This is a genomic window from Paludisphaera sp., assembly GCF_037189885.1.
In the GTDB taxonomy this organism is placed as follows: Bacteria; Planctomycetota; Planctomycetia; order Isosphaerales; family Isosphaeraceae; genus Paludisphaera.
On sequence record NZ_JBBCIR010000013.1, the window covers coordinates 79,383 to 99,902 of the forward strand.

The 20,520-nt window shown below is 70.9% G+C and carries 17 protein-coding genes; 5 read left to right on the plus strand and 12 right to left on the minus strand.

Going from position 1 to position 20,520, the window contains the following annotated elements; translation table 11 throughout:
- Positions 1–15 precede the first annotated feature (15 nt).
- The 6 genes from WG209_RS05610 to WG209_RS05635 all read right to left on the minus strand — a co-directional run bounded on the left by WG209_RS05610 (position 16) and on the right by WG209_RS05635 (position 5,347).
- Positions 16–888: a YicC/YloC family endoribonuclease gene (locus tag WG209_RS05610; RefSeq protein WP_337174031.1), complete on the minus strand. Its 873-nt coding sequence runs from the start codon at positions 886–888 to the stop codon at positions 16–18.
- Positions 889–974: 86 nt separating this feature from the next.
- A complete protein-coding gene (secG, locus tag WG209_RS05615; RefSeq protein ID WP_337174032.1) occupies positions 975–1,439 on the minus strand; it encodes a preprotein translocase subunit SecG in 465 nt (154 codons plus the stop codon).
- A gap of 46 nt (positions 1,440–1,485) precedes the next feature.
- On the minus strand, positions 1,486–2,268 hold the full coding sequence (gene tpiA, locus WG209_RS05620; protein WP_337174033.1) for a triose-phosphate isomerase: 783 nt from the start codon (positions 2,266–2,268) through the stop codon (positions 1,486–1,488).
- Positions 2,268–3,305, minus strand: coding sequence for a 3-deoxy-7-phosphoheptulonate synthase (aroF, locus tag WG209_RS05625; protein WP_337174034.1), 1,038 nt, complete (start codon positions 3,303–3,305; stop codon positions 2,268–2,270). The genes tpiA and aroF overlap by 1 nt, the downstream gene beginning before the upstream one ends.
- A gap of 266 nt (positions 3,306–3,571) precedes the next feature.
- Positions 3,572–3,910 (minus strand): hypothetical protein, encoded by a 339-nt coding sequence (locus WG209_RS05630; protein ID WP_337174035.1) that lies wholly within the window; start codon positions 3,908–3,910, stop codon positions 3,572–3,574.
- Positions 3,911–4,348: 438 nt separating this feature from the next.
- Positions 4,349–5,347: a zinc-dependent alcohol dehydrogenase family protein gene (locus WG209_RS05635; protein WP_337174036.1), complete on the minus strand. Its 999-nt coding sequence runs from the start codon at positions 5,345–5,347 to the stop codon at positions 4,349–4,351.
- Positions 5,348–5,450: 103 nt separating this feature from the next.
- Between WG209_RS05635 and WG209_RS05640 the strand changes: the two genes are divergently transcribed.
- Positions 5,451–6,317, plus strand: coding sequence for a sulfurtransferase (locus WG209_RS05640; RefSeq protein ID WP_337174037.1), 867 nt, complete (start codon positions 5,451–5,453; stop codon positions 6,315–6,317).
- A 15-nt stretch (positions 6,318–6,332) separates the two neighbouring features.
- On the opposite strand, the gene WG209_RS05645 is transcribed toward WG209_RS05640, so the two are convergent.
- Both WG209_RS05645 and WG209_RS05650 read right to left on the minus strand, forming a co-directional pair.
- Entirely contained in the window at positions 6,333–6,569 is a 237-nt protein-coding gene (locus tag WG209_RS05645; RefSeq protein WP_337174038.1) for a hypothetical protein, read from the minus strand.
- Between the two features lie 1,122 nt (positions 6,570–7,691).
- Complete coding sequence (locus WG209_RS05650) at positions 7,692–8,189, minus strand: DinB family protein (protein WP_337174039.1); 498 nt, start codon at positions 8,187–8,189, stop codon at positions 7,692–7,694.
- A gap of 337 nt (positions 8,190–8,526) precedes the next feature.
- Between WG209_RS05650 and WG209_RS05655 the strand changes: the two genes are divergently transcribed.
- Positions 8,527–8,889: a hypothetical protein gene (locus WG209_RS05655; RefSeq protein WP_337174040.1), complete on the plus strand. Its 363-nt coding sequence runs from the start codon at positions 8,527–8,529 to the stop codon at positions 8,887–8,889.
- 799 nt (positions 8,890–9,688) lie between these two features.
- Here WG209_RS05655 and nikR read toward each other — a convergent pair.
- Positions 9,689–10,207, minus strand: a complete 519-nt coding sequence (gene nikR, locus WG209_RS05660) for a nickel-responsive transcriptional regulator NikR (protein ID WP_337174041.1) — start codon at positions 10,205–10,207, stop codon at positions 9,689–9,691.
- Between the two features lie 13 nt (positions 10,208–10,220).
- Entirely contained in the window at positions 10,221–11,381 is a 1,161-nt protein-coding gene (locus WG209_RS05665) for a Gfo/Idh/MocA family oxidoreductase (protein ID WP_337174042.1), read from the minus strand.
- Positions 11,382–11,849: 468 nt separating this feature from the next.
- On the opposite strand from WG209_RS05665, the gene WG209_RS05670 reads away from it, so the two are divergent.
- Positions 11,850–13,550, plus strand: a complete 1,701-nt coding sequence (locus WG209_RS05670; RefSeq protein WP_337174043.1) for a porin — start codon at positions 11,850–11,852, stop codon at positions 13,548–13,550.
- 109 nt (positions 13,551–13,659) lie between these two features.
- On the opposite strand, the gene WG209_RS05675 is transcribed toward WG209_RS05670, so the two are convergent.
- Entirely contained in the window at positions 13,660–14,967 is a 1,308-nt protein-coding gene (locus WG209_RS05675; RefSeq protein WP_337174044.1) for a DUF1552 domain-containing protein, read from the minus strand.
- A 40-nt stretch (positions 14,968–15,007) separates the two neighbouring features.
- Positions 15,008–19,027 (minus strand): DUF1592 domain-containing protein, encoded by a 4,020-nt coding sequence (locus tag WG209_RS05680; protein WP_337174045.1) that lies wholly within the window; start codon positions 19,025–19,027, stop codon positions 15,008–15,010.
- A gap of 124 nt (positions 19,028–19,151) precedes the next feature.
- On the opposite strand from WG209_RS05680, the gene WG209_RS05685 reads away from it, so the two are divergent.
- On the plus strand, positions 19,152–19,919 hold the full coding sequence (locus tag WG209_RS05685; RefSeq protein WP_337174046.1) for a methyltransferase domain-containing protein: 768 nt from the start codon (positions 19,152–19,154) through the stop codon (positions 19,917–19,919).
- A gap of 32 nt (positions 19,920–19,951) precedes the next feature.
- Positions 19,952–20,464, plus strand: a complete 513-nt coding sequence (locus tag WG209_RS05690) for a hypothetical protein (RefSeq protein WP_337174047.1) — start codon at positions 19,952–19,954, stop codon at positions 20,462–20,464.
- The last annotated feature ends 56 nt before the right edge of the window (positions 20,465–20,520 follow it).

Sequence of the window (20,520 nt, forward strand, 5' to 3'; positions counted from 1 at the left end):
TGCTCGGTGCGCTGCTCATTCGACGTTCTGGACCAGCTCGCGGATCCGCTCCAGGGCCCCCTTGATGTCGACGACGAGCCGGCTGATCTCCACGTCGTTGGACTTCGATCCCACGGTGTTGATCTCCCGGCCCATCTCCTGGACGACGAATTCCAGCTTGCGGCCGCCGCTCTCCTGCGCGTCCAGGATCTCGCGGTACTGGTCCAGGTGGGCCCGGAGCCGGACCAGCTCCTCCGAGATGTCGCCGCGGTCGGCGAGGATGGCGACCTCGCGGATCAGGTCCTTCGGCTCGACCGTGACGCCGTGCTCCTGCACCAGCGCCTGGACCCGCTCGGTCAGCCGCTTGCGCTGGGCCTCGATCACCGTCGGCGCGCGGGCGGTGATCTCGTCGAGCGTCTCGACGATCGAGCCCCCGAGCGACGACAGCTCCGAGGCCATGGCCGCGCCTTCCCGGGCGCGGGCGGCCTCGAACTCGACCAGGGCCTCCTCCGCGACGCGGGCGATGATGGGCCATTCGCGCTCGACGTCGGGCGTCGCGGCCTTCGTCTCCTCGACGATGCCGGGGAGGCCCAGCAGCGCGCCCAGGTCGACGGCCCCGCCGAGCTTCTCGAGCTGGGCGCGGTAGCCGGCCAGCGCGGCCTCGTTCAGGCGGTAGTCCTCGGCCTTGCGCGGCCGCTCGACCCGGACGGAGAACTGGACCGTGCCGCGCCTCGCGTGCTCCCGGACCAGCCGCTCCAGCTCGGGCTCGAGCCGGCCGTAGGGGTCGTTGATCTTGGCCGTGATCTTGAGGTGGCGGTTGTTGACCGCGCGGACCTCGGCCGAGATCGCCAGCCCGGCGTCGGGGTCCTGGCCCCGGGCCTCTCCGAATCCGGTCATGCTCAGCAGCAAGGTCGGCCTCTTCGGTCGTCGTGGAATGATCGAAGCGAGGCGGGGGGGCCGCCTCGCTTCGCGTCTTCATCGGGGCCGGCGCGGGGTCACTTGGGGGTCGGCGGGGGCTCGTTCCCGGGCGTCAGCGGGAAGTTGCCGGCGGGCGCGGCGGCCGGGGCGCTCTCGATGGGGGCCGGGGCGTCCGAGGGGACCGCGACGGGGGCCGGGGAGCCCTCGATCGGGCTGGGGGCGCCGGGGGTGTCCGGGGCCGCGGCGGACGGGGCCGAGAGGTCGCGGGTCAGCGAGGTCGGCGCGTCGTCGAACGGCGACGAATCCTGGCGGCTGGTCAGGATGACGAGCAGCATGGTCATCACCATCCAGATCGCGGCCGCGCCGATCGTGATGCGGGTGAAGGTGTCCCCGGCCTTGGTGCCGAAGGCGCTGGAGCCCCCCGCGCCTCCGAAGGCCCCGGCCAGGCCGCCCCCCCGGCCGCGCTGGATCAGCACCAGGCAGACGAGGAACAGGGAGAACAGGACGATCAGCGTGTTGAGAACGGCGGTCAGTACACCCACGTCGGGAATCCTTTGCTCGCGGTCGAGGTCGGGGCTCGGGTTCGGATCAGGATTTGCCGCGGGCGGTCACTTCCTGGCCCGCCTTGATGATGGCCAGGAAGTCGGCGGCCTTCAGCGCGGCGCCGCCGACGAGGGCGCCGTCGATGTCCGGGCAGGCCAGCAGCTCGGCGGCGTTGTCGGGCTTCACGCTCCCGCCATACTGGACGACGATCCGGGCGGCCGTCGCCTCGCCGAAGGTCTCGGACAGCCAGCGCCGGATGAAGGCGTGGACCGCCTGGGCCTGCTCGGGGGTGGCGGTCAGGCCGGTGCCGATGGCCCAGACCGGCTCGTAGGCCAGGACCACGCCCGCGGCCTCCTCGGCCGTCAGCCCCGCGAGCGAGCCGGCGAGCTGCTCCAGCAGGACGGCCTCGGCCTTCTCGCCCAGGCGCTCGTCCTTGGTCTCGCCGATGCAGACGATCGGGATGAGCTTCGCGGCGAGCGCGGCCTTGAGCTTCGCGTTGACCTGCTCGTTGGTCTCCCCCATGCCGTGCCGGCGCTCGCTGTGGCCGATGATGACGTGGGTGCAGCCGACGTCCACCAGCATCGGCGCCGAGACCTCGCCCGTGTACGCGCCGCTGGTCTCCCAGTGGAGATCCTGGCCGCCCAGGCCGATCGGCGAGTTCTCCAGGGCCTGGTCGATCCGGCTCAGGAAGACGAACGGGGGCGCCAGGACCACGTGGACGTCGGTCGCCGGGCCCAGCCCGTTCTTCACGTCGTCGGCCAGCGCGGCGGCGGCCTCGGTCGAGGCGGGGTTGAGCTTCCAGTTCCCGGCGATCAGCAGCGTGCGCATCAGACCGTCACTCCTTCGCGGACGTCGATGGACTTGCCCAGCAGCTCGGCGAGCCGACGGAGCTCGGCCATGAGGCGGGCGTATTGGTCGGGGAGGAGGGCCTGGGGCCCGTCGGAGAGGGCCTTCTCCGGGCAGGTGTGGACCTCGACGTGGACGCCGTCGGCGTCGGCGGCGACGGAGGCCTTCGCCATCGCCGGGATCAGCTCGGGCCGGCCGGTCGCGTGGCTGGGGTCGACGACCACCGGCAGGTGGCTCAGGTGCTTGACGGCGGGGACCATCGAGAGGTCCAGCGTGTTCCGCGTCGAGTCCTCGAACGTCCGGATCCCGCGCTCGCAGAGGATGACCTCGCGGTTGCCCTGGGCCAGGATGTACTCGGCCGACATCAGCAGGTCCTTCACCGTCGCGCTCATGCCGCGCTTGATCAGGACCGGCAGCTTGACCTTGCCGACTTCCTTCAGCAGGTCGAAGTTCTGCATGTTCCGCGCGCCGATCTGGAACATGTCGGCGTACTTGGCGACCATCTCGACCTGGCGGGGGTCCATGACCTCGGTGACGACGGGCATGTTCAGCGAGTCGCCGACGCGGCGGAGGATGCGCAGCCCTTCCTCGCCGAGCCCCTGGAAGCTGTAGGGGCTGGTGCGGGGCTTGAACGCGCCGCCGCGGAGGATGTTGGCGCCGGCGTCGCGCACCTTGACGGCCGTCTCGTACAGGAGCTCTTCCCCCTCGATCGCGCAGGGGCCGGCGATCATCGCCAGGTGGCCGCCGCCGATCCTCACCCCCTTCACGTCGAAGACCGAGTCCTCGGGGTGGAACTCGCGGCTGGCGAGCTTGAACGGCTTGAGGATTGGGACGACCTGCTCGACCCCCGGCAGCGCCTGCAGCGGCTCCACCTGGAGCTTGGCCTCGTCGCCGATGACGCCGATGATGGTGCGGGCCACGCCCTGGCTGAGGTGCGGCGTCAGCCCCAGCTCCTCGATCCGCTCCAGGACGTGCGCCACCACGTCGGGCGCGGAATGGGGCTTCAGGACGATGATCATGGGACGCGGGTCTCGATCGTGTTCACTTCCAAGGGGGGCCTACGGCCGGTCGCCTGTCGTCTCAAGACGCGCGCGTACGAACATCGGACCCGTGGCACTTGCGGGGTCCCCATCATACCCCACGTCCCGCCCGGCGCGAAGCGTGCCGCCGGGAAAAACCCCGGCGAGTCGCGGGGGTGGGCGTCCGCGGGGGCCGGAAATGAAAACCCCCCGGGTGGCCCGGGGGGAAATGGATGGCGACCTGGCGGCCTCGGGGCTCGCCTTGGTCAGGCTTCCTCGGCCACCGCGACGGCGTCCTCGGTGCCTTCTTCCTCGATCTCGCCGTCCTCGGCGTCGGCGCCGGGGGCCTTGCCGGTGCGGGTGGCGGGGACGGCCAGGTAGGACTGGTGCTCCCACTGCCCGGCCCAGAACTGGCCGGTCCAGCGCTGCAGGGAGATGGCCCGCACCGTGGGGCGGTCCTCGTCCCGGATCACTTCGCCCCACGCCCCGGCGTAGGCGGCGCGGACCTGGGAGGAGCTTTCGCCCACGCACAGGAGCCGCTCGCCGGTTGGGGCGAGGCACGCGATCGCTCGCCAGTCCTGGGCACCGCTCGTTCCGCTACTCATCGTGGATATTTCCCCGCCCGACGCGGCCGATCCTCGCGTCCCGCGCCTCGTGTCGTCGACTCGGCGCCGCGTCGGGACTTGTTCTAGGCGACCCGTTGGAATCTCGGTCGGGTGGCTTTCAATGGATGTCGTGTCCGCAGAGGCGCCGGCGCGATCGTCGTCGTCAACGCCCTCGCGACGCGATGACGCGAGGGACCGGCCGGGGCCGGGCCTTCGGAACGTCGACGCGAGGGGGAACCTTGGCGAGGCCGGAGGTGGGTCTTCGACGGCGAGGGAAGGGAACCGACGGCGGGCGATCCGACGGATCGTCCGGCCTCCATCGTCCCCCTCCGCGGCCATGGTCTCTACACCTGGAAATTGTAGCGTTCGACCCCCCCCGGGGCGATGGAATTCCAGAAAACTCGTCGTCGCCCACCCCCCCGATCGGCCCCGGCGCCCTCAGCCCTCGCCCCCCAGTTTCAAGAGGACCTTCCCCCCCCGGCCGACCGCCGCGGCCTCTCGCGTCGCGTCGGCCACGCGGTCCAGGGGATATGTCGCCCCGACCTCCGTCGTCAGGACCCCCTCTCGGATCAGCGCGGCGACCTCGCGGAACAGGATCAGGGCCCTGGGGATGGAGCGTTCCGCCATCCAGTGGCCCAGCCAGAAGCCCTCGACACTCGTGCGGGACGAGATGAGCGAGCGCGGGTCGACGGCGATCGGCTCGTCGGTCAGCGATCCGTAGACGACCAGGCGTCCCCCCTTGCCGAGCGATCGGAACACGGCGGTCCCGGCCTCGCCGCCGACCGGGTCGAGGGCGTATCGCGGGCCGTCGTCGCTGGTGATCCCGCGGACCTGCTCCGGGACCGGCCCCTCCGACGAGCTGATCACGGCGTCCGCCCCCAGGTCGATCAGCTCCCGCTTGGCCTCGCTCCGGCGCACCACGCAGAGGGTCTTGAATCCGTCGCGGCGGCTCAGGCGGATGATCATCTTGCCGAGTGCGGAGCCGGCCGCGGAGACCAGCAGCCATTCCCCCTTCGGAACGGCCAGGACGTGCCTCGTCAACGCGACGGCGGTCATCGGGTTGACGAAGAGCGAGGCGGCCTGGTCGTCGGGGATGTCGGCCGGGACGGGCCGGGCCTGCTTCCAGGGGATGACGGCGTACTCGGCCCAGTTGCCCCCCTTGTTATTGATGGCGACGACCCGCTTGCCGACCACCATCTTGCCCATCAGCCCCGGCCCGGCCTTGTCGACCACGCCGACCCCCTCGAAGCCGGGGACGGCCGGGGGCGTCGGCCGGACGCCGTAGCGCCCCTCGATGAACATGGTGTCCGACGGGTTGACGGGGCTGGCGATCATGCGGACGCGGACCTCGCCGGGGCCCGGCTCGGGCGTCGGGACCTCGCGGACTTCCAGCACCTCGGCGGGGTCCCCGAACTTCGAGAAGACGGCGGCTTTCATGACGATTCGGTTCCGATTCGCGCGGGCGCCTGGCCCTTGGGGGATGGTGGAGACCCGGTTATCTTAGGGGCGACGCGCCGGCAAACCTACAGGGACGCGACCCATGCCCGACCGAGACCCGATCGTCACGCCCGAATGGCTCGAAGCCCATCTAGACGACCCGGACGTCCGCGTCGTCGACGTCCGCGGCTACGTCGTGGCCCGCCCCGTCGCGCCGGGGGTCGAGGAGGCCGATTATCGGGGCACCCCCCAGGAGTATGCCGCGTCGCACATCCCCGGGGCCGTCTACGTCGACTGGACCCGCGACATCGTCGACCCGGACGACCCGGTGAAGGCCCAGATCGCCGGGCCCGAGGCCTTCGCCGAGGCGATGGCCTCGCGGGGGATCGGCGACGACACGCACGTCGTCGCGGTCGATCACATGGGGGGGCAGTACGCCACCCGGCTCTGGTGGGCCCTCACCTATTACGGCCACGACCGCGTTAGCGTGCTCCAGGGGGGCTGGAATCGCTGGTTGGAGGAGGAGCGGCCGACTACGGCCGAGATCCAGACGCCCCCCCGCGCCAGCTTCACCCCGCGCGTCCGCCCCGCGCTCCGTCTGACGGCGGAGCAACTCCGCGACCGGCTCGGCGAGACGGGCCTGCAACTGGTCGACGCGCGCGACTCCGGCCAGTACACCGGGGCGCGTCGTCGAGGCCCGCGCGGCGGGCGGATCCCCGGGGCGGTGAACCTGCCCCGCGAGCGATTCTTCGCCGACGGGGGCGGCTTCCTGCCGCTGGACGAGCTGAAAGCCCTCGCGGAACGCGAGAACCTGGACCCGGGCCGCCCCGTGGTCGCTTACTGCAACGGCGGGGTGGCGGCCACGGTCGTCCTATTCAACCTCGCCCGGCTCGGCTTCACGGACCTCGCCAACTACGACGGGTCGTGGAACGAGTGGGGCGAACGGCTCGACCTGCCCGTCGAGCCCTGACTCGCGGCCGACGTCTCAGGCCGTGACCTTGATCTTCGGTGCCTTGACCCGCGCCGGCTTCGCCGCGACGGCCTGCTCGACGGCCTCGGCGGCCATCGCGTCAATCTCGTCCTCGGTGTGGAGGGGGTCGGCCTGCTTGATGGCGCACTGGGGATGGATGCCGGACTTGGAATAGACGGACTGGCGGCAGACCGGGCAGCGGCGGCGACGGTCGTCGGGGAGGGGGGAGTGGGAGTTCCTGGGGTTGATCATGGTGCGGCCCGCCTTCCGTGGTAGGGGTGTGGACTGGCTCCATCGGCACTTCCTTCACGCCGACGCGCGGGGAAACTACCACGAATCGCCCAATCCGCAAACCCGGATTTCCGGCGCGTCCACGCCCAATTCGCCCCACGATGGCGGCTGGCTCCGTTTGGCTTCGTTCGTCGCGCGGTGGCTTTCGAATTGTCCGGTGTAACTTGTTGAAGTGGAGTATCTTGCGGCGAATTTTAGGTCGTGGGTTTTGGCTTCGTTCGTCGTTTTCGAATCGCTCTCTCGATCGGCGGCCGTTCCGGCGAACGCAACTCCGTCGGGAAGCATGCCCGACGTGCCCTCACGTGGGAGATGGACGCGCGGGAGGGCCTTGGGGAATCGCGGCCTGCGACCGAGTCTGGCTTCGTTCGTCGGATTCGTTATCGCGGTGATTCCACGTAACTATTTGGGGCTACAGTGGATTGCAATGCCGCGAGGTTGGCTTCGTTCGTCATTTTCGAACGACTTTTCTCGGCCGCTGGCTTTCCCGCTCGGGATCTTGGGGCCCCACCCTCTTAACCGGCGAGGGTGCTCCATTAGGGCTCGCAAGGGCCGGCTTGGCGACGGGGTGAGACGGCCGGGCAGGCCTTTGAGGAGCCCGATGGCCGTTGGGATTTTCGTCATCCGCGCCTGACCTGATCGCGATCCGTACTCCATCACCGCAGGGTACACGGACGCGAAGGCAGGCGGAGCGCCATGGCCGGACGGGCCTTCGGTGGCTCCAACGGCCTTCGTGTTTGGCATCCCCCTCTCCTGACCGCTTCGCGGTCTGTCCTCCCCCGCGAGGGGGGAAGACATCGGAACGTAACGGCGTCCATCTCGCGGGGGAAATTGCCCGAAGGGCCGGACGGCGGGGAGGCCGAGCCAGGTGGACGTCCGCAACGCCAGGGCGGGTGGGACGGGCTTCAACAGCCCGATGGCCCGTCCGCTCGTCGTCCGCCGGGCCTTCGGCGGCCCGGCGGGCTCTCGTCGATGCTCTCGGGTTGTCAAAGAACCTTCAGACATCGAGGACAATCCCCGGGCGGGCCGTTGAGATTTCAGGAATTTCCTTCGGGCGGGAAATTATGTCTCGCCCGACGCGCGGCGTCAGCCGTGCCGGGTGCCGGCGACGACGAAGGTCCTGTCCATCATCTTGCGCAGGAGCATGATCTCGCCGGTGTGGCGGGCCTCGTCCTGCATGGCGATCAGGAGGGTGTGGCGGGCGGTGCGCTCGGGCTTGCCCGGGTCGGCGCGGTCGAGGCGGTCGGCGTCGAGGCCGGCATAGACCTCGCGCAGGCGGCCGTGCTGCTCGGCGAGGGCGGAGACGATCACTTCCAGCGCCGGCCAGTCCTCGGGGTTGGTGTGCGCGGGGTTGCTATCCCAGCTGAACATCTTCTGCCAGTCGGTCGGGAACTGGGCGGGGGTCCCCAGGGCGCGCGAGGTCAGGAACTCCGCCACGACGTAGTTGTGGCCGGCGTGCCAGAGGCACGAGTTCTGCAAGTTGGGAGGGGCCCAGCGGGCGTGGACGTCGTCCAGGCCCTTGAGCACGTCGAGGGTCTTGGCGCGGACGTCATCCCACAGGGTCAACAAGGTCTGATCGGCCATGGTCGTTCCTACCGCCCCGGACGGCCCCGGGGCGTCGGCTCCTACGAAGGGTTGAAGAAGGGGCCCCCGCTCCGAGCGGTCCCGGGCCTCCCTCCATGCCATTCCAGGGTCCGCCCGTGGGGCCATGCTGGCAAGCCCAGTCCCCCGACGATCGGCGTCGGGGTTGCCCTCGGGGGGCCGTCGACGAACAATGTGAACGCCTGTCGCGTAATTCGAGGGATTTTGCTTGCGGAGCCGACGTGGCGGTCGTGATGATTCTAGGGGGCGCCGCCGGCGCGGGGGGCGCGGCCGTTCACGACTCGAAGTCGCGGGGAGCCGGGCGCACCGGAGGTCGACCATGGGAACCAGGAAGACGGAGCGGGCGAAGGCCGGGGGCGCGGCCGGGACGGCGGTCTCGGTCGCGGACGACGCGCCGGTGATCCTCGACTTCGTCGAGAGCCGGATCGTCGCGTTCAACGAACAGCTCGGCGGCGGCGTCGGGGCGCGGAAGGATCGCCACGGCTACACGCTGTACCGCGAGGATTCCGGCGAGCCCTTCGCGCGGCTCCGACCCCGGCCCGACGGACGCTTCGTCGTCCTGTACTGGAGCCTCTTCCACGAACGCTGGAAGTCCATCGGCGACTTCGGCGACGTGGTGCTCGGCCTGGACGACGCCCTGGCGTACATCGCCGACGACCCGATGAACTGCTTCTGGTTCTGACACGCCGTAGGTCTGAGGGGTCCTTGAACGGCAGCGATGACGATCGTCCCTTATCTCGTCGTGGAGTCCAGACGATAAACCCGGGAGCGAAGGCTAACATCCCTTCTCCCCTCGTGGGAGAAGGTGGCCGAAGGCCGGATGAGGGGGCGACCGGCGGCGCTTCCCGGCGAAGGCCCTCCCTGTTGTGCTGTGGGCGTGCCTCCTGCGTGAGCCTGGGCTGTGTAGGCGCGACGCTCGCGCCCCAAAAGAGTCCCCATCCCTCCTACGCGCTTCGGTCGCGCGCCCCCTCATCCGCCCCCGTGGGGCACCTTCTCCCACGAGGGTGCTCCGTCGAAAACAACGCCGAGGGGCCGTTTATCCCCCTTCTCCCCTCGTGGGAGAAGGTGGCCGAAGGCCGGATGAGGGGGGCGATCGCCGTGGCCATCCCCCGGCCCGCGAGGGATTACGAGCCGACGGCATTGGGTGGCGCGCCCCCTCATCCGCCCCTCCGGGGCACCATCTCCCACGAGGGGAGAAGGGCTGAGAGTCGGTGCCCGCGCCGTCACGTTTTCGACGGAGCACCACGAGGGGAGAAGGGGGGGCGCGTTCGCGCGGCCGTCGCGGGAAGAGCGTCGGCTGGCCAGCCCACCGGAAGACGGGACCCGCGTTTCAAGCTCGCGGGTCCTGGGATCGAGCGAAAAACACTTCGAAAACGACGAACGAAGCCAACTTGCGTGAGCCGCAAGTCATATCGGGGAAACGCTTAGCCGCGAAATCCGGCGAAACGACGGCGCGCGAACGAAGCCAACGGCCGTCGGCCTCAATGCGGGTGCGGGTGCGGATGAGGATGGGAATGTCCGTGCCCTTCGTCATCGTCCTCGTCATCGTGGTCATCGTGGACATGGTCGTGGCCATGACCCGCGACGATCGGCCCGGCGGCGGCCAGGACGAGGCGGCCGGTCTCGACCCCCTTGATGCCGATCAGGTCGTCGGCCAGGCGTCGAACCCGCGCGGCGGTGCCGCGGACGAGGACCACCTCCAGGCAACGCGCGGCGTCCAGGTGGACGTGCGTGGTCGTCACCACCATGTCCAGGTGGGCGTGCTGGACGTCGGTCAGCCGCCTGGCGATGCCGCCGGCGTGGTGGTCGTAGATGAGCGTCACCACCCCCATCGCGTCGGTCGACTCCTCGTCGACCGCCTCGTCGATCAGGGCGTCGCGCATCAGGCCGCGGACGGCCTCGCTCCGGTTGGGGAAGCGCCGGCGCTCGCGGTACTCGTCGAACCGGCGCAGGAGTTCCCCGCCGATCGCCACGCTGAAGCGGACAAGGTTCTCCTTCACGGCTCGGCCTCCGTCAGCCGTTGAACGGGACGTCCACCCACGCCCCGCCCTCGCGGGCGCTGGCGACCGACGCCTCCAGGAAGGCCATCACGGCCACGCCGTCGACGATCCCGGGATGCTCGAACGGCCTCGGCGCGTCCTCGCCGCGACGGCCCCGGATGGTCCACTCGATCGTCCGATGCAGGTTGGCGAGCGCGTCGTGGAAGCCCTCGGGGTGGCCCTGGGGCATGCGGAGGTACGGCCGGATCGATTCGGGGATGTAGCCATAGTCGGCCCCGGCTCGGTACACGGCGACGGGGCGGTCGACGACGTAGTGCTCCAGTTGCGCGAAATGGGTGTGCCGCCAGTGGAGCGTCCCGGCGGTGCCGATGACGCGGAAGCCGTTGTCGTTCTCGGAACCGATCGTGATCTGCGAGGCCGACACAACGCCGATCGCCCCGTTGTCCAGCTCGGCGAAGACGCCGAAATCGTCGTCGAGCGCCCGGCCCGGGACCACCGACTTCATCCGGGCCGAGACGCGCACGGCGCGCAGGCCGGCGACGAACCGGATGAACTGGTAGGCGTGCGAGCCGATGTCCCCGCCGCAGCCGGAGACGCCCGCCTTGGCCGGGTCGGTCCGCCACGACGCCTGCTTGCTCCCCTCGTCCTCGCGACGGGTGGCCAGCCATCCCTGGGGGTACCAGGCCTCCACCTTGCGGACCTCGCCGATGACCCCGTCGCGGACGAGTTGCCGCGCCAGCATGACCATCGGATATCCGGTGTAGGTGTGGGCGACGACGAACGGCACGTCGGTCGCCAGCACCGCCGCGTGCAGCCGCCGGGCCTCGTCGAGCGTGGTGGTCAGCGGCTTCTCGCACAGCACGCCGATCCCCGCCCCCGCGGCGGCCTCGGCCGGCCCGGCGTGGGCGTCGTTCGGGGTGACGATCGTGAGGTAGTCGATCCGGTCCCCGTCGGGCCGAGTGGCCTCGCCGGCCACCAGGTCGCTCCAGTGGCCGTAGCCGCGTTCGAAGAACAGCTCCTCCGCCGACGCGATCGACTCCGCCGGGTCGCTCCGGAGCGCCCCGGCCGTCAGCTCGGCCGAGTTGTCCATCAGGATCGCGCGGCGGTGGGGCGCCCCGAAGAAGCTGCTCCCGCCCCCGCCCACCATCCCCACGCGCATCTTCCTTCGTTTCATCGCGACGGCCTTCCCCATGCGCCCAGGGCGATTCATCCCGTTCCGGTCCGATGATGCAATGCGTCGAACTTAGCCGCGCGCCGGTGGTCGTCGCAAGGGGGCGAGCCGCCCACCGACGCCCGGGCGCGATACAACCCGCGACGAGGGGCGAGGCGGGCCGCGCGGGGGGGGATGACGGCGGCGGGTTCCGTTGCTGGCGGGGCCGGAACGCCACGCGGCGGGGTGGGCACCCCCGCTCCTCCTCCCCGGTGGCCGATCCACCGACGCCGGTTCCCCGCTTTCGCCCCTTTTATCCGAAAAATCGCTCGGATCGCGCGGTCGCTCGGGCCGATAACTCTAGCGTGATTGGGGGTCGAGCGCGCGCTGCGACTCACGATCGCGTGGCTGGCTCCGGAAACGCACGAAATGACAAGCTCGCTCCTTGCGCATCGGCCGCCTCGTGCTTTCGTTCGACGAACCTGCGCCTCCTTGCTGTGGATCGCCATCTACGGGTGTCGGCCCGCGGCCTCGCAGACGCCCCCCCCGGCGCCCCCGCCGAACGCCCCCACCGCCGCCGATTCCGACCTCGAGACGCGGCTTCGCAGGCTCGAGGAACTGAACGAGCGCATCCTCCGCGAGAACGCGGAGCTGCGGGAAAACGTCCGCGCGCTGACCGAGCGGGTGGCGCAGGGCCCGCCGGAGCCCGGGGCGTCATCGGACGGCGATCCCGCCGGCGACGTGCCGGGCCTGGCGTCGGGCCCGAACGTCGACCCCGAGCTGAATCCCGACGGCAGCGATTCGTCGGGATTCCCCCCCTCCCGCCCCGGCGGGGATCCTCGAGTGCCGCTCTCCTCGGGAGCCACGACCGGCGCCGTGCCCGGCCTGGCGTCGGGCCCGAACGTCGACCCCGAGCTGAACCCCGACGGCAGCGATTCGTCGGGACTGCCCCCCTCGCGCCCCGGACGCGAGCGCAAGAGGCAGCTCTTCGGCGATTTCTCGAAGGGGTTCGTCTTCGACACCGACGACGAGGAGTTCGTCCTGCGATTCAACAACGAGACGCAGGTCGAGTCTCGACTGTTCGAGCAGTCCGGTCAGACCCTGGCCCACGACCAGATCGCGATCCCCCGCCAGATCTGGGCCTTCAGCGGACGGATCACCAAGCCGCTCGAATACATGGCGTCGTTCAACAAGGGATTCGGCGACTTCAACCTGCGCGACGCGTACATCAACTTCAATTTCGACAAGCGTCTGATGTTCCGGCTGGGCCGCTATCGCGTCCCCTACACGTACGAGTTCTACGCGGAATCCAACGTCGAGCTGCTCGCGCCCGAACGCTCGGTCTACGCGATCAACTACGGGCTGAACCGCCAGATCGGCTACATGGCGTGGGGGGAACTCCTGTCCGACCGGATGGAGTACGCCGTCGGCATGTTCAACGGCCCGCGAAACGGCTTCGAGGATTTCCACGACGGCGTGGACCTGATCGCCTACCTGAACGTCCGCCCGTTCCAGGAATCCAAGCGGTTCCCCTTCCTCAACCACCTGAACATCGGAGGATCGGTGGCCTCCGGCGAGCAGCGGAACGACATCCAGCCGCGGTTCCTGAGGACGTCGGTCAACGCCTCGAACAGCGAGGGGGCGGCCACGTCGTCGGTCCCCTTCCTCGCGTTCAACGAGGGGGTGTCCGAGGCCGGCGACCGGGCCCTCTGGAGCGTGCACGCGGCCTACTTCTACAAGGGGCTCTCGCTCCTCGCCGAGCTGGACGGCGGGCACTCGACGTACGGCTGGTCGGATCGAGACCTGCAGACCCGCGTGCCGGTCGGCGGATACTACGTCCAGGCCGGATATCTCCTCACCGGCGAGACGCTGGAGAAGCGGACCGTCATCGATCCCATCCGGCCCTTCAGCCTCAAGCGGGGCGAATTCGGGCTGGGGGCCCTGGAAGCCCACGCCCGGTACGCGGCGATCCACCTGGGCGACGAGGTCTTCCTCGAGGGCCTGTCCGACCCGAACCTCTGGACCAACAAGGCGGGCGTGATCGACACCGGCCTGAACTGGTATCCCAACCGCTATCTGAAGATCTACCTCGACTGGCAGCACTCGATGTTCGGGCAGCCGGTCTTCTACCGGCCAGGCGGCCTCCAGAAGACTTCCGACCTCTTCTGGCTCCGCTTCCAGCTCAACTTCTGACCGGGGGCGTGGCGTCTCCGGGCGCGTCTCGGTCGAGGTCGACGCGGCCGCGTCGCGGCGAGGGCCCCCGTCCTCGTGGAGAGGAGGCCCCGCCGCGCCGGCCGACTTCTCAAACCTCGGCCAGCGGCTCCGTGGAGTCGCCGAAGGCGTCGACGTGGAGGCCGGCCTTGTCGAGCAGCGAGAGGAACAGGCTGCACATCTTGCGGTTCTCGGACCCGAGGTAGTCCAGGACGCGGCCCCCCGCGAGCTTGCCGCCGCCGCCGCCGACCAGCACGACGGGGAGCTGGTTGGCGTCGTGGGTGGCGCCGGTCAGCATGCTGGAGCACATCATCAACATGGAGTTGTCCAGCGCCGTGCGCTCCCCCTCCTGGATGGAGTCCAGCTTGCGGGCGATGTAGGCCAGCTGGGCGGTGAAGAGCTGGTTGACCTTCAGCCAGTCGGGCGTGTCGGAGTGCGACAGGAGGTGGTGGATCATGTAGTCCACGCCGAGTTCCGGGAACCGCAGCGAGCTGTGGTCGTTGTTCAGCTTGAGCGTCGTCACCCGGGTCGTGTCGGTCTGGAAGCCGAGGACCACGATGTCGCACATGAGCCTCATGTGCTCGCTGATGTCCTGGGGGATGCCGTCGGCCGGGCGGGGGATGTTGGGCCTGTCCAGCGTGGGCTTCCAGCCTTGCAGCTCCCCGCGCTCGCCGGCGCCGGCGATGCGACGCTCGACCTCGCGGACGGATTCCAGGTACTCGTCGAGCTTGCGGCGGTCGGAGACGCTGACCTCGCGGCGGAAGTCCTCGGCGTCGGACAGCACGGCGTCCAGGACGCTCTTGTCCCCCTTCGCCGCCTCGTCCTTGAACAGCCGGTCGAACGCCAGCGCCGGGAACAGCTCGAGCGGCGTCGGGCTGGTCGGCGACGACCAGGAGATGTGCGAGCTGTAGAGCATCGAGTAATTCTTGTGGACCGCCGGGTTCGGCTGCTCGCACCCGAGCACCAGGCTGGGCACCTTGGTCGACCCCGCGTGACTCTGGGCCAGGAGCTGGTCGAAGCTGGTGCCCGAACGGATCTCGCCGCCGGCGGCCAGCGGCGCGCCGGAGAGGAGGTTGCCCGTCTGCGAGCTGTGGATGTTCCCCTTCAGGGCCTCCTCGTTATAGAGGCCGCGGATGAAGGTCAGCCGCTCGCGGAAGTCGGCCAGCGGGGCGAGCACGCCCCCCAGCTCCAGGTCGCGGCCCTTCCCCTTCGCCCACCACTCCTTGCCGTGGAAGCCGTTGCCGGCGAACAGGACCCCCACGCGCACCGGGGGCTCGCTGGACGGCCGCGCCGAGGGCGATTCCACGCCCCAGACGTTCCGCGACTCCAGCCAGGGGAGCGCCATCGTGACGCCGACGCCTCGCAGGAACATGCGGCGGGAGAGATCGGGGGCGGGCATGGTTCACCTCGAGGTTGGGGGGCGTGGGGAGAGGGTTCGATCAATCGGCTGGGCGGGCCTCGGCGACGACCGGCGAGACGCCGCGGATCTCGCGGAACTGGCGGCTGCGGACGATCGCGTCGACCGCCGTCGAGATCCGGCCCCCCTCGGCCTCCAGCCGGGCCTGGATCTCGTCGAGCAGCGGCTCGTCCGAGAGCAGCACGCTCCTCCCCAGCGCGTAGCCGAGGAGCTTCTTGCAGAACTGCCGCTCGACCGAGTCGCGGCGCTGTTCGGTCAGGAACGACCGCAGGCCGTCGAGCCCGTCGAACTCGGTCCCGTCGGCCAGCGTCGCGCGGGCGTCGATCGGGATGTCGGCGGCGTCCTTCGTCCGGAATCGGCCGATGGCGTCGTAGGCCTCCAGCGAGAACCCATAGGGGTCCATCAGCGCGTGGCAGCCTGAACAGCGGATGTCGCGGGTGTGCCGCTCGGTGAGCTGCCGCGAGGACAGGCCGGTCTCCCCCTCGGCCTCGTCGGGCAGGATCGGCACGTCCTTGGGGGGCTTGGGGACGCGGACGCCCATCAGCACCTCGGCCACCCAGTTGCCGCGGAGGATCGGGCTGGTGCGCGACGCCCCGGACTGCTTCGCCAGCGCCGCCGCGAGCCCCAGGACGCCGCCGCGGCCGAACTGGCGCACGCCGTCGACCCGCCGCCACTCCGGCCCGGTCACGCCGGGGACGCCGTAATGCTCGGCGAGGGCCTGATTCAGGAACGTGTGATCGGCGTCGAAGATCGCGGAGATCGGCGCGTCGGATTGGAACAGGTCGGTGAAGAAGAGGATGGCCTCCTCGTACATCGCCCCCTTCAGGGCGTTGAACGTGGGGAAGTGCCGCTCCGACTTCTCGTCCAGGTCGTCGAAATTGTAGACGTGGAGCCACTGGCATCCGAACTCCTCCGCGAACCGGCGGGCGTCGGCCGAGCCCAGCAGCCGCCGCGCGTGCGCCGCCAGCTCGTCCGGGTCGCGGAGCTTGCCGGCCGCGGCGGCCTCGCGCAGCTCGGCGTCGGGGGCCGAGCAGCGGAGGAAGTAGCTCAGCCGGCTCGCCATCTCCCAGTCCGAGACCGGCGCCGACGCCACTCCCTCCGGCGCCCTCTCCAGCCGGTAGAGGAACGCCGGCGAGGTCAGGATCCGGGCCAGCGTCAGCTCGAACGCCTCCTCGTGCGACAGCTCCTCGGCGCGGAGGCGGGCGTACAGGTCTCGCAGCTCCTCCTCCTCGCGGTCGACCAGGGGCCGACGATAGGCCAGCGGGGCGAACGCGACCAGGGCGTCGACGTGCCTCGGCTCGGTCTCGATCAGCCTCTTCTTGAACTCCTCGGCGTGGTCGTTGATCGGCCCGCGGAACGGCTCGAACTTGCTGGGGTCGCTGTCCTGGGTGGCGTACTCCATCAGGTGCGTGAACGCCTCCACCTGGATCAGCGCGTCGTGGCTGACGTAGTGCAGCTCGTCCCAGAGGCGGTCGAGCGCGGCGGCCTCGGCGTCGTCTAGCATCAGGCGGCGGAGGGCGTCGTCCTCGCGATGGAACAGCGTCAGCGTGACGACCTCGTCGACGGGGACGATCTGGCCGTAGCAGACTGCCGCCGGGAACCACTCGCGGAACCCCGCGAACGCCCTCTTGAGCCGGGCCTCGGCCTCGGGGCCGGCGGCGAGCAGCGGCGCGTCGGGGCGGATGCCGGCGACGGCCGGCGCGGCGCCGACGGTCGCGCGGGGCTGGGCGAAGTCGTCGCGGCCCTCGACCGGCCGGACGGCCGCCGTGGCGACGAACTCGGCGCCGGCGGCCAGCTCGGCCGGGACGCGGATCGCCACGGCCGCCGCGCCGTCGGTCGCCACGTCCGTGCCATTCGCGGCGAAGGCGGCGGGGGGGAGGCCCCAGGGGGAGTCTTCGGGGACGGCCTCGCCGGTCGGCCTCGCGGGGATGATCGGCCCGCCGGGGGTCGTCAGGGCGGCGAGCAGGGCGACGTCGGCCGCGTCGAACCCCTCGGGGCCGTTCGCCAGCAGCTCGCGCAGCTTCTCGGCGTGCTCGGCCTTGCCGGCGGGGTTGGGCGATTCGAGCCACCTCGCGAGCGCGGAGCCGGCCGGGATCGACAGGCCGGCGGAGGGGCCGTCGGGCTCGGCGAAGAACCGCCAGACGTCGGCGTTGCCGTAAGCGTCGGCGTGCGGGTTCGTCGCCAGCGCGTCGACCGACACGTCGCGGGCCATGTCCCACGTCCGGTCGCCGCCGGTCACGGTCAGGTCGACGGCCGTCAGGTCGCAGACGTGGCTGCCGTCGCGCGGGCCGATGGTCAGCGAGACCACGTCCCCCGCGCCCAGGGCGATCGGCCCGAACGGCCCGACGGGGACGATCGCGGGGCCGGCCGCCGTCCCCTCGCCCAGCGCGATCCGCACGGCGCCGCGACGCAGCTCCAGCCGCCAGTGCGTGCCGTTGCCGCAGGCCGGGTGGGCGTGCTGGACCTTCGCCTCGATCCGGTACTCGCCCGGCTCCGGGCAGGCCCAGCCGGAGGCGGCGCGGAGGGTCGGCGACGGATGGACCACCACGCCGCGCCCCTTCAGCTCGCCGGGGATGCGCAGGGTCTCGTCGGAGGCGTTGGCGATCACCTGCGGCGTCTCGTTCGATCCCCATCCCGCCGCGGCGTCGTAGCCGCCGGCGCCCGTCAGGCGGTTGGTGAACAGGTCCAGCCGGACCTCCGCCCCGTCGCCGACGCCCAGCGTCTCCAGCCACGCGCCCAGGATCGCCGGGTCGACGCCGTGCCGGGCCGCGAGGGCCTCGCGGTCCGCGTCGCCCGGCTTCGAAAGGGCCTCGGCGGCCGCCGCGAGGCAGGGGACCACCGTGTCGACGACCTTCGCCCGCCGCGCCGCCATCCCCTCGGCGATCGCCCGAACGTCGCGGATGGCGATCTCGGGCCGACCGGCGCGGACCAGCCGGGGATTCTCCCACGCGACGACGCCGGGCCGCTCGCCCCCGCCGGCCGACAGGCTCACGACGACCTCGCGCCCCTCGGGGGCGTCCGGCAGCTTGACCCGCACGTCCTGACGCGGGGCGACCGGGTCGACGTCCACCATCCAGTCTCTCATGTGGCCGACGCTCTGGAACCGCGTCAGCGCGCCGCGCCAGGCGTCGACCTCAGCGAGGATCGCCGGCAGGTCGGCCGGCGTGGCGGTCTTCCAGCGGGCGCGGATCGGGTCGAGGATCGGCGAGGGCTCGCCCCCTTCCAGCACCTTCGCCAGCGACGCCAGGTAGCGGGCGTTGAGGCCGTGTCGCCCGGCGATCTCCTCGGGCGAGCCGTTCGCCCCGTCGCGGGCCTCCAGCGCCGCGGCCAGGTACCGATCCAACGGGACGCGGCCCTCGGCGTCGGCGTGGCGGGCGTGGATCTCGCGGATCCCGGCCAGCAGCTCCTCGGTCCAGTCGCGACGGGTCTCCCCCTGGAAGAAGCGGAAGCCGTCGGGCAGGGGGACGGCGTGGGCGGCGACGCGCTTGGCGGCGTCGAGATACTTCCCCAGCACCGCGGGGGACATCACCAGCGCGCCGCCGGTGTTGGTGAACCCCTCGCCGGCCGCGCTGTCGCCGGGTAGGTCGCGGGCGGGGTCGTAGTCGTGTCCGGTCAGGTCCTGGAGCGTGTAGCGATACTGCGCGTTGTTGAGCCGCCGCAGGACGACCGGCCCGGGGTCGCCGGCGTTGGCGCGGCCCTCGGCGCGGAGGTAGCGGGCGATCCAGCCCCGGATCGCGGCCTCCTCCTCGGCGGTCGGCCGGTCGAAGTCCTTGGGGGGCATCTCCCCGGCCTCGATCTCGTCGTTCACCTTCCGCCACGTCGTCGGCGTCTCGCGAATCTGGGCCATCCCGGACAGGGACTCCAGGTCGAGATCCCCTTCCTTGTCCTCGGTGGAGTGGCAATCCAGGCAGTATCGGGCGACCAGCGGGCGCACCGTCTCGGCGTATTCGCGGCCCAGGGCGTCGAACGGATCGGGCTCGTCGGCCGCGGCGACGGCGACGGACGTCGCGAGGATTAGGGCGATCCGCGCAATAATTTTCATTCCGGCGTCTCCAGCGGCGAGCGACTCGACCAGCGTGGGAGTTTAACGGATGTTTGCGCGGGGCGGTAGGTTTTTCGCGGCGACGCCTCCCGCGGGTATGATGGTTCCTTTCGGGAGGCGCGGCATGGCGACGGACGGCGTGGAACATGAATTCGGGGTCCCGATCCCGGGCCGAATCCTCCCCCCCGAGCAGTGGGCGCGGACGGCGATCAAGCGCCTGCCGGAGGAGGGGCCGCTCGACTTCGCGGCCATCTTCGGCCGCTCGGCCCCACTGGTCCTCGACCTGGGCTGCGGCAACGGCCGGTACACGCTGCTGAGCGCCCTGGCGCGGCCGGACCACGACCATTTCGCGATCGACGTCCTGCCTGTCGTGATCCGATACGCCACCCGGCGGGGGAACCAGCGGGGGTTGTCGAACGCGCGGTTCGCGGTCAAGGACGCCCAGACGTTCCTCTCGCGGTACGTCTCCGACGGCGCGGCGGCCGAGGTCCACCTGTACCATCCCCAGCCGTACCACGACCCGCGCCAGGCGAGCCGGCGGCTGGTCGCCCCGGCGTTCGCGGCCGACGTCCACCGCGTCCTGGCCCCCGGCGGCCTGTTCGTCGTCCAGACCGACAACCCGGACTACTGGGCCTACATGTCGAAGCTGCTCCCGCACTTCTTCCACCTGGAAGAACACCCGGAGCCCTGGCCCGACAGCCCCGCCGGCCGCTCGCGCCGGGAGATCATCGCCCTCCAGCGCGGCCTGCGGATCTTCCGCGGCCTGGCGCGCCGTCGCGACGAGATCGACACGGCCGACGCCCTCGCCCTGGCCCACGCTCTCCCCGCCCCGACGTTCCGCAGCCGGGGCCCCTGGGCCGACCTGGACCGCCTGGAGCGCGAGGGACGATGACCGGAGCCGACGCGACCGAAGGAGCCGGCGCGATGTCCACGACCGACGGACCCGGGATTTTCCGCCGCGTCAAGCGGAGCGTCGTCGCCGCGGCCGTCCTGCTGGCCTGGGACGCGGGGGTCTGCGGGTCGTTCTTGATGTCGACCCTCGTCTGCCCGGTCTGGTTCCTCGTCAGCCTGATCCTGAACGCGATCCGTCGCCCCGGCTGGGGCATCGCGCTCTTGAGGGTCGGGCTCCCCGCCCTGACGCTCCTGATCGTCCGGGCCAACAGCGACCTCCAACTCACGGTCGCCGAGACGAACGCCCGGCGGGTCGTGGCGGCCTGCGAGCGTTACCATGCCGAGAACGGTCGGTTCCCCGGGAAGCTCGACGAACTCGCGCCGCGATATCTCCCTTCCGTCCCCCCCGCGAGGTATTGCCTGGGCCCGCCGAGCGAGTTCTTCTACCACGGGTCCGAGAACCCCCTCCTCGCGTGGCAGGTCGTCCCGCCGTACTACCGGAAGATCTACAACTTCCGCGACCGCCGCTGGAGCTACCTGGATTAGCGCCGGGTCGGGAGAATAGAAGGGCCGCCGGCGCCCGTCGGCGAGGTCGCCGCGAT

What these genes read in the sequence shown, in the direction of transcription:
- WG209_RS05680 (WP_337174045.1), bottom strand. Translation starts at nt 19,027, where the DNA reads ATGAAAATTATTGCGCGGATCGCCCTAATCCTCGCGACGTCCGTCGCC.
- aroF (WP_337174034.1), bottom strand. Translation starts at nt 3,305, where the DNA reads ATGATCATCGTCCTGAAGCCCCATTCCGCGCCCGACGTGGTGGCGCAC.
- WG209_RS05640 (WP_337174037.1), top strand. Translation starts at nt 5,451, where the DNA reads ATGCCCGACCGAGACCCGATCGTCACGCCCGAATGGCTCGAAGCCCAT.
- WG209_RS05655 (WP_337174040.1), top strand. Translation starts at nt 8,527, where the DNA reads ATGGGAACCAGGAAGACGGAGCGGGCGAAGGCCGGGGGCGCGGCCGGG.
- WG209_RS05685 (WP_337174046.1), top strand. Translation starts at nt 19,152, where the DNA reads ATGGCGACGGACGGCGTGGAACATGAATTCGGGGTCCCGATCCCGGGC.
- tpiA (WP_337174033.1), bottom strand. Translation starts at nt 2,268, where the DNA reads ATGCGCACGCTGCTGATCGCCGGGAACTGGAAGCTCAACCCCGCCTCG.
- WG209_RS05665 (WP_337174042.1), bottom strand. Translation starts at nt 11,381, where the DNA reads ATGAAACGAAGGAAGATGCGCGTGGGGATGGTGGGCGGGGGCGGGAGC.
- WG209_RS05650 (WP_337174039.1), bottom strand. Translation starts at nt 8,189, where the DNA reads ATGGCCGATCAGACCTTGTTGACCCTGTGGGATGACGTCCGCGCCAAG.
- WG209_RS05630 (WP_337174035.1), bottom strand. Translation starts at nt 3,910, where the DNA reads ATGAGTAGCGGAACGAGCGGTGCCCAGGACTGGCGAGCGATCGCGTGC.
- WG209_RS05635 (WP_337174036.1), bottom strand. Translation starts at nt 5,347, where the DNA reads ATGAAAGCCGCCGTCTTCTCGAAGTTCGGGGACCCCGCCGAGGTGCTG.
- WG209_RS05645 (WP_337174038.1), bottom strand. Translation starts at nt 6,569, where the DNA reads ATGATCAACCCCAGGAACTCCCACTCCCCCCTCCCCGACGACCGTCGC.
- WG209_RS05675 (WP_337174044.1), bottom strand. Translation starts at nt 14,967, where the DNA reads ATGCCCGCCCCCGATCTCTCCCGCCGCATGTTCCTGCGAGGCGTCGGC.
- WG209_RS05690 (WP_337174047.1), top strand. Translation starts at nt 19,952, where the DNA reads ATGTCCACGACCGACGGACCCGGGATTTTCCGCCGCGTCAAGCGGAGC.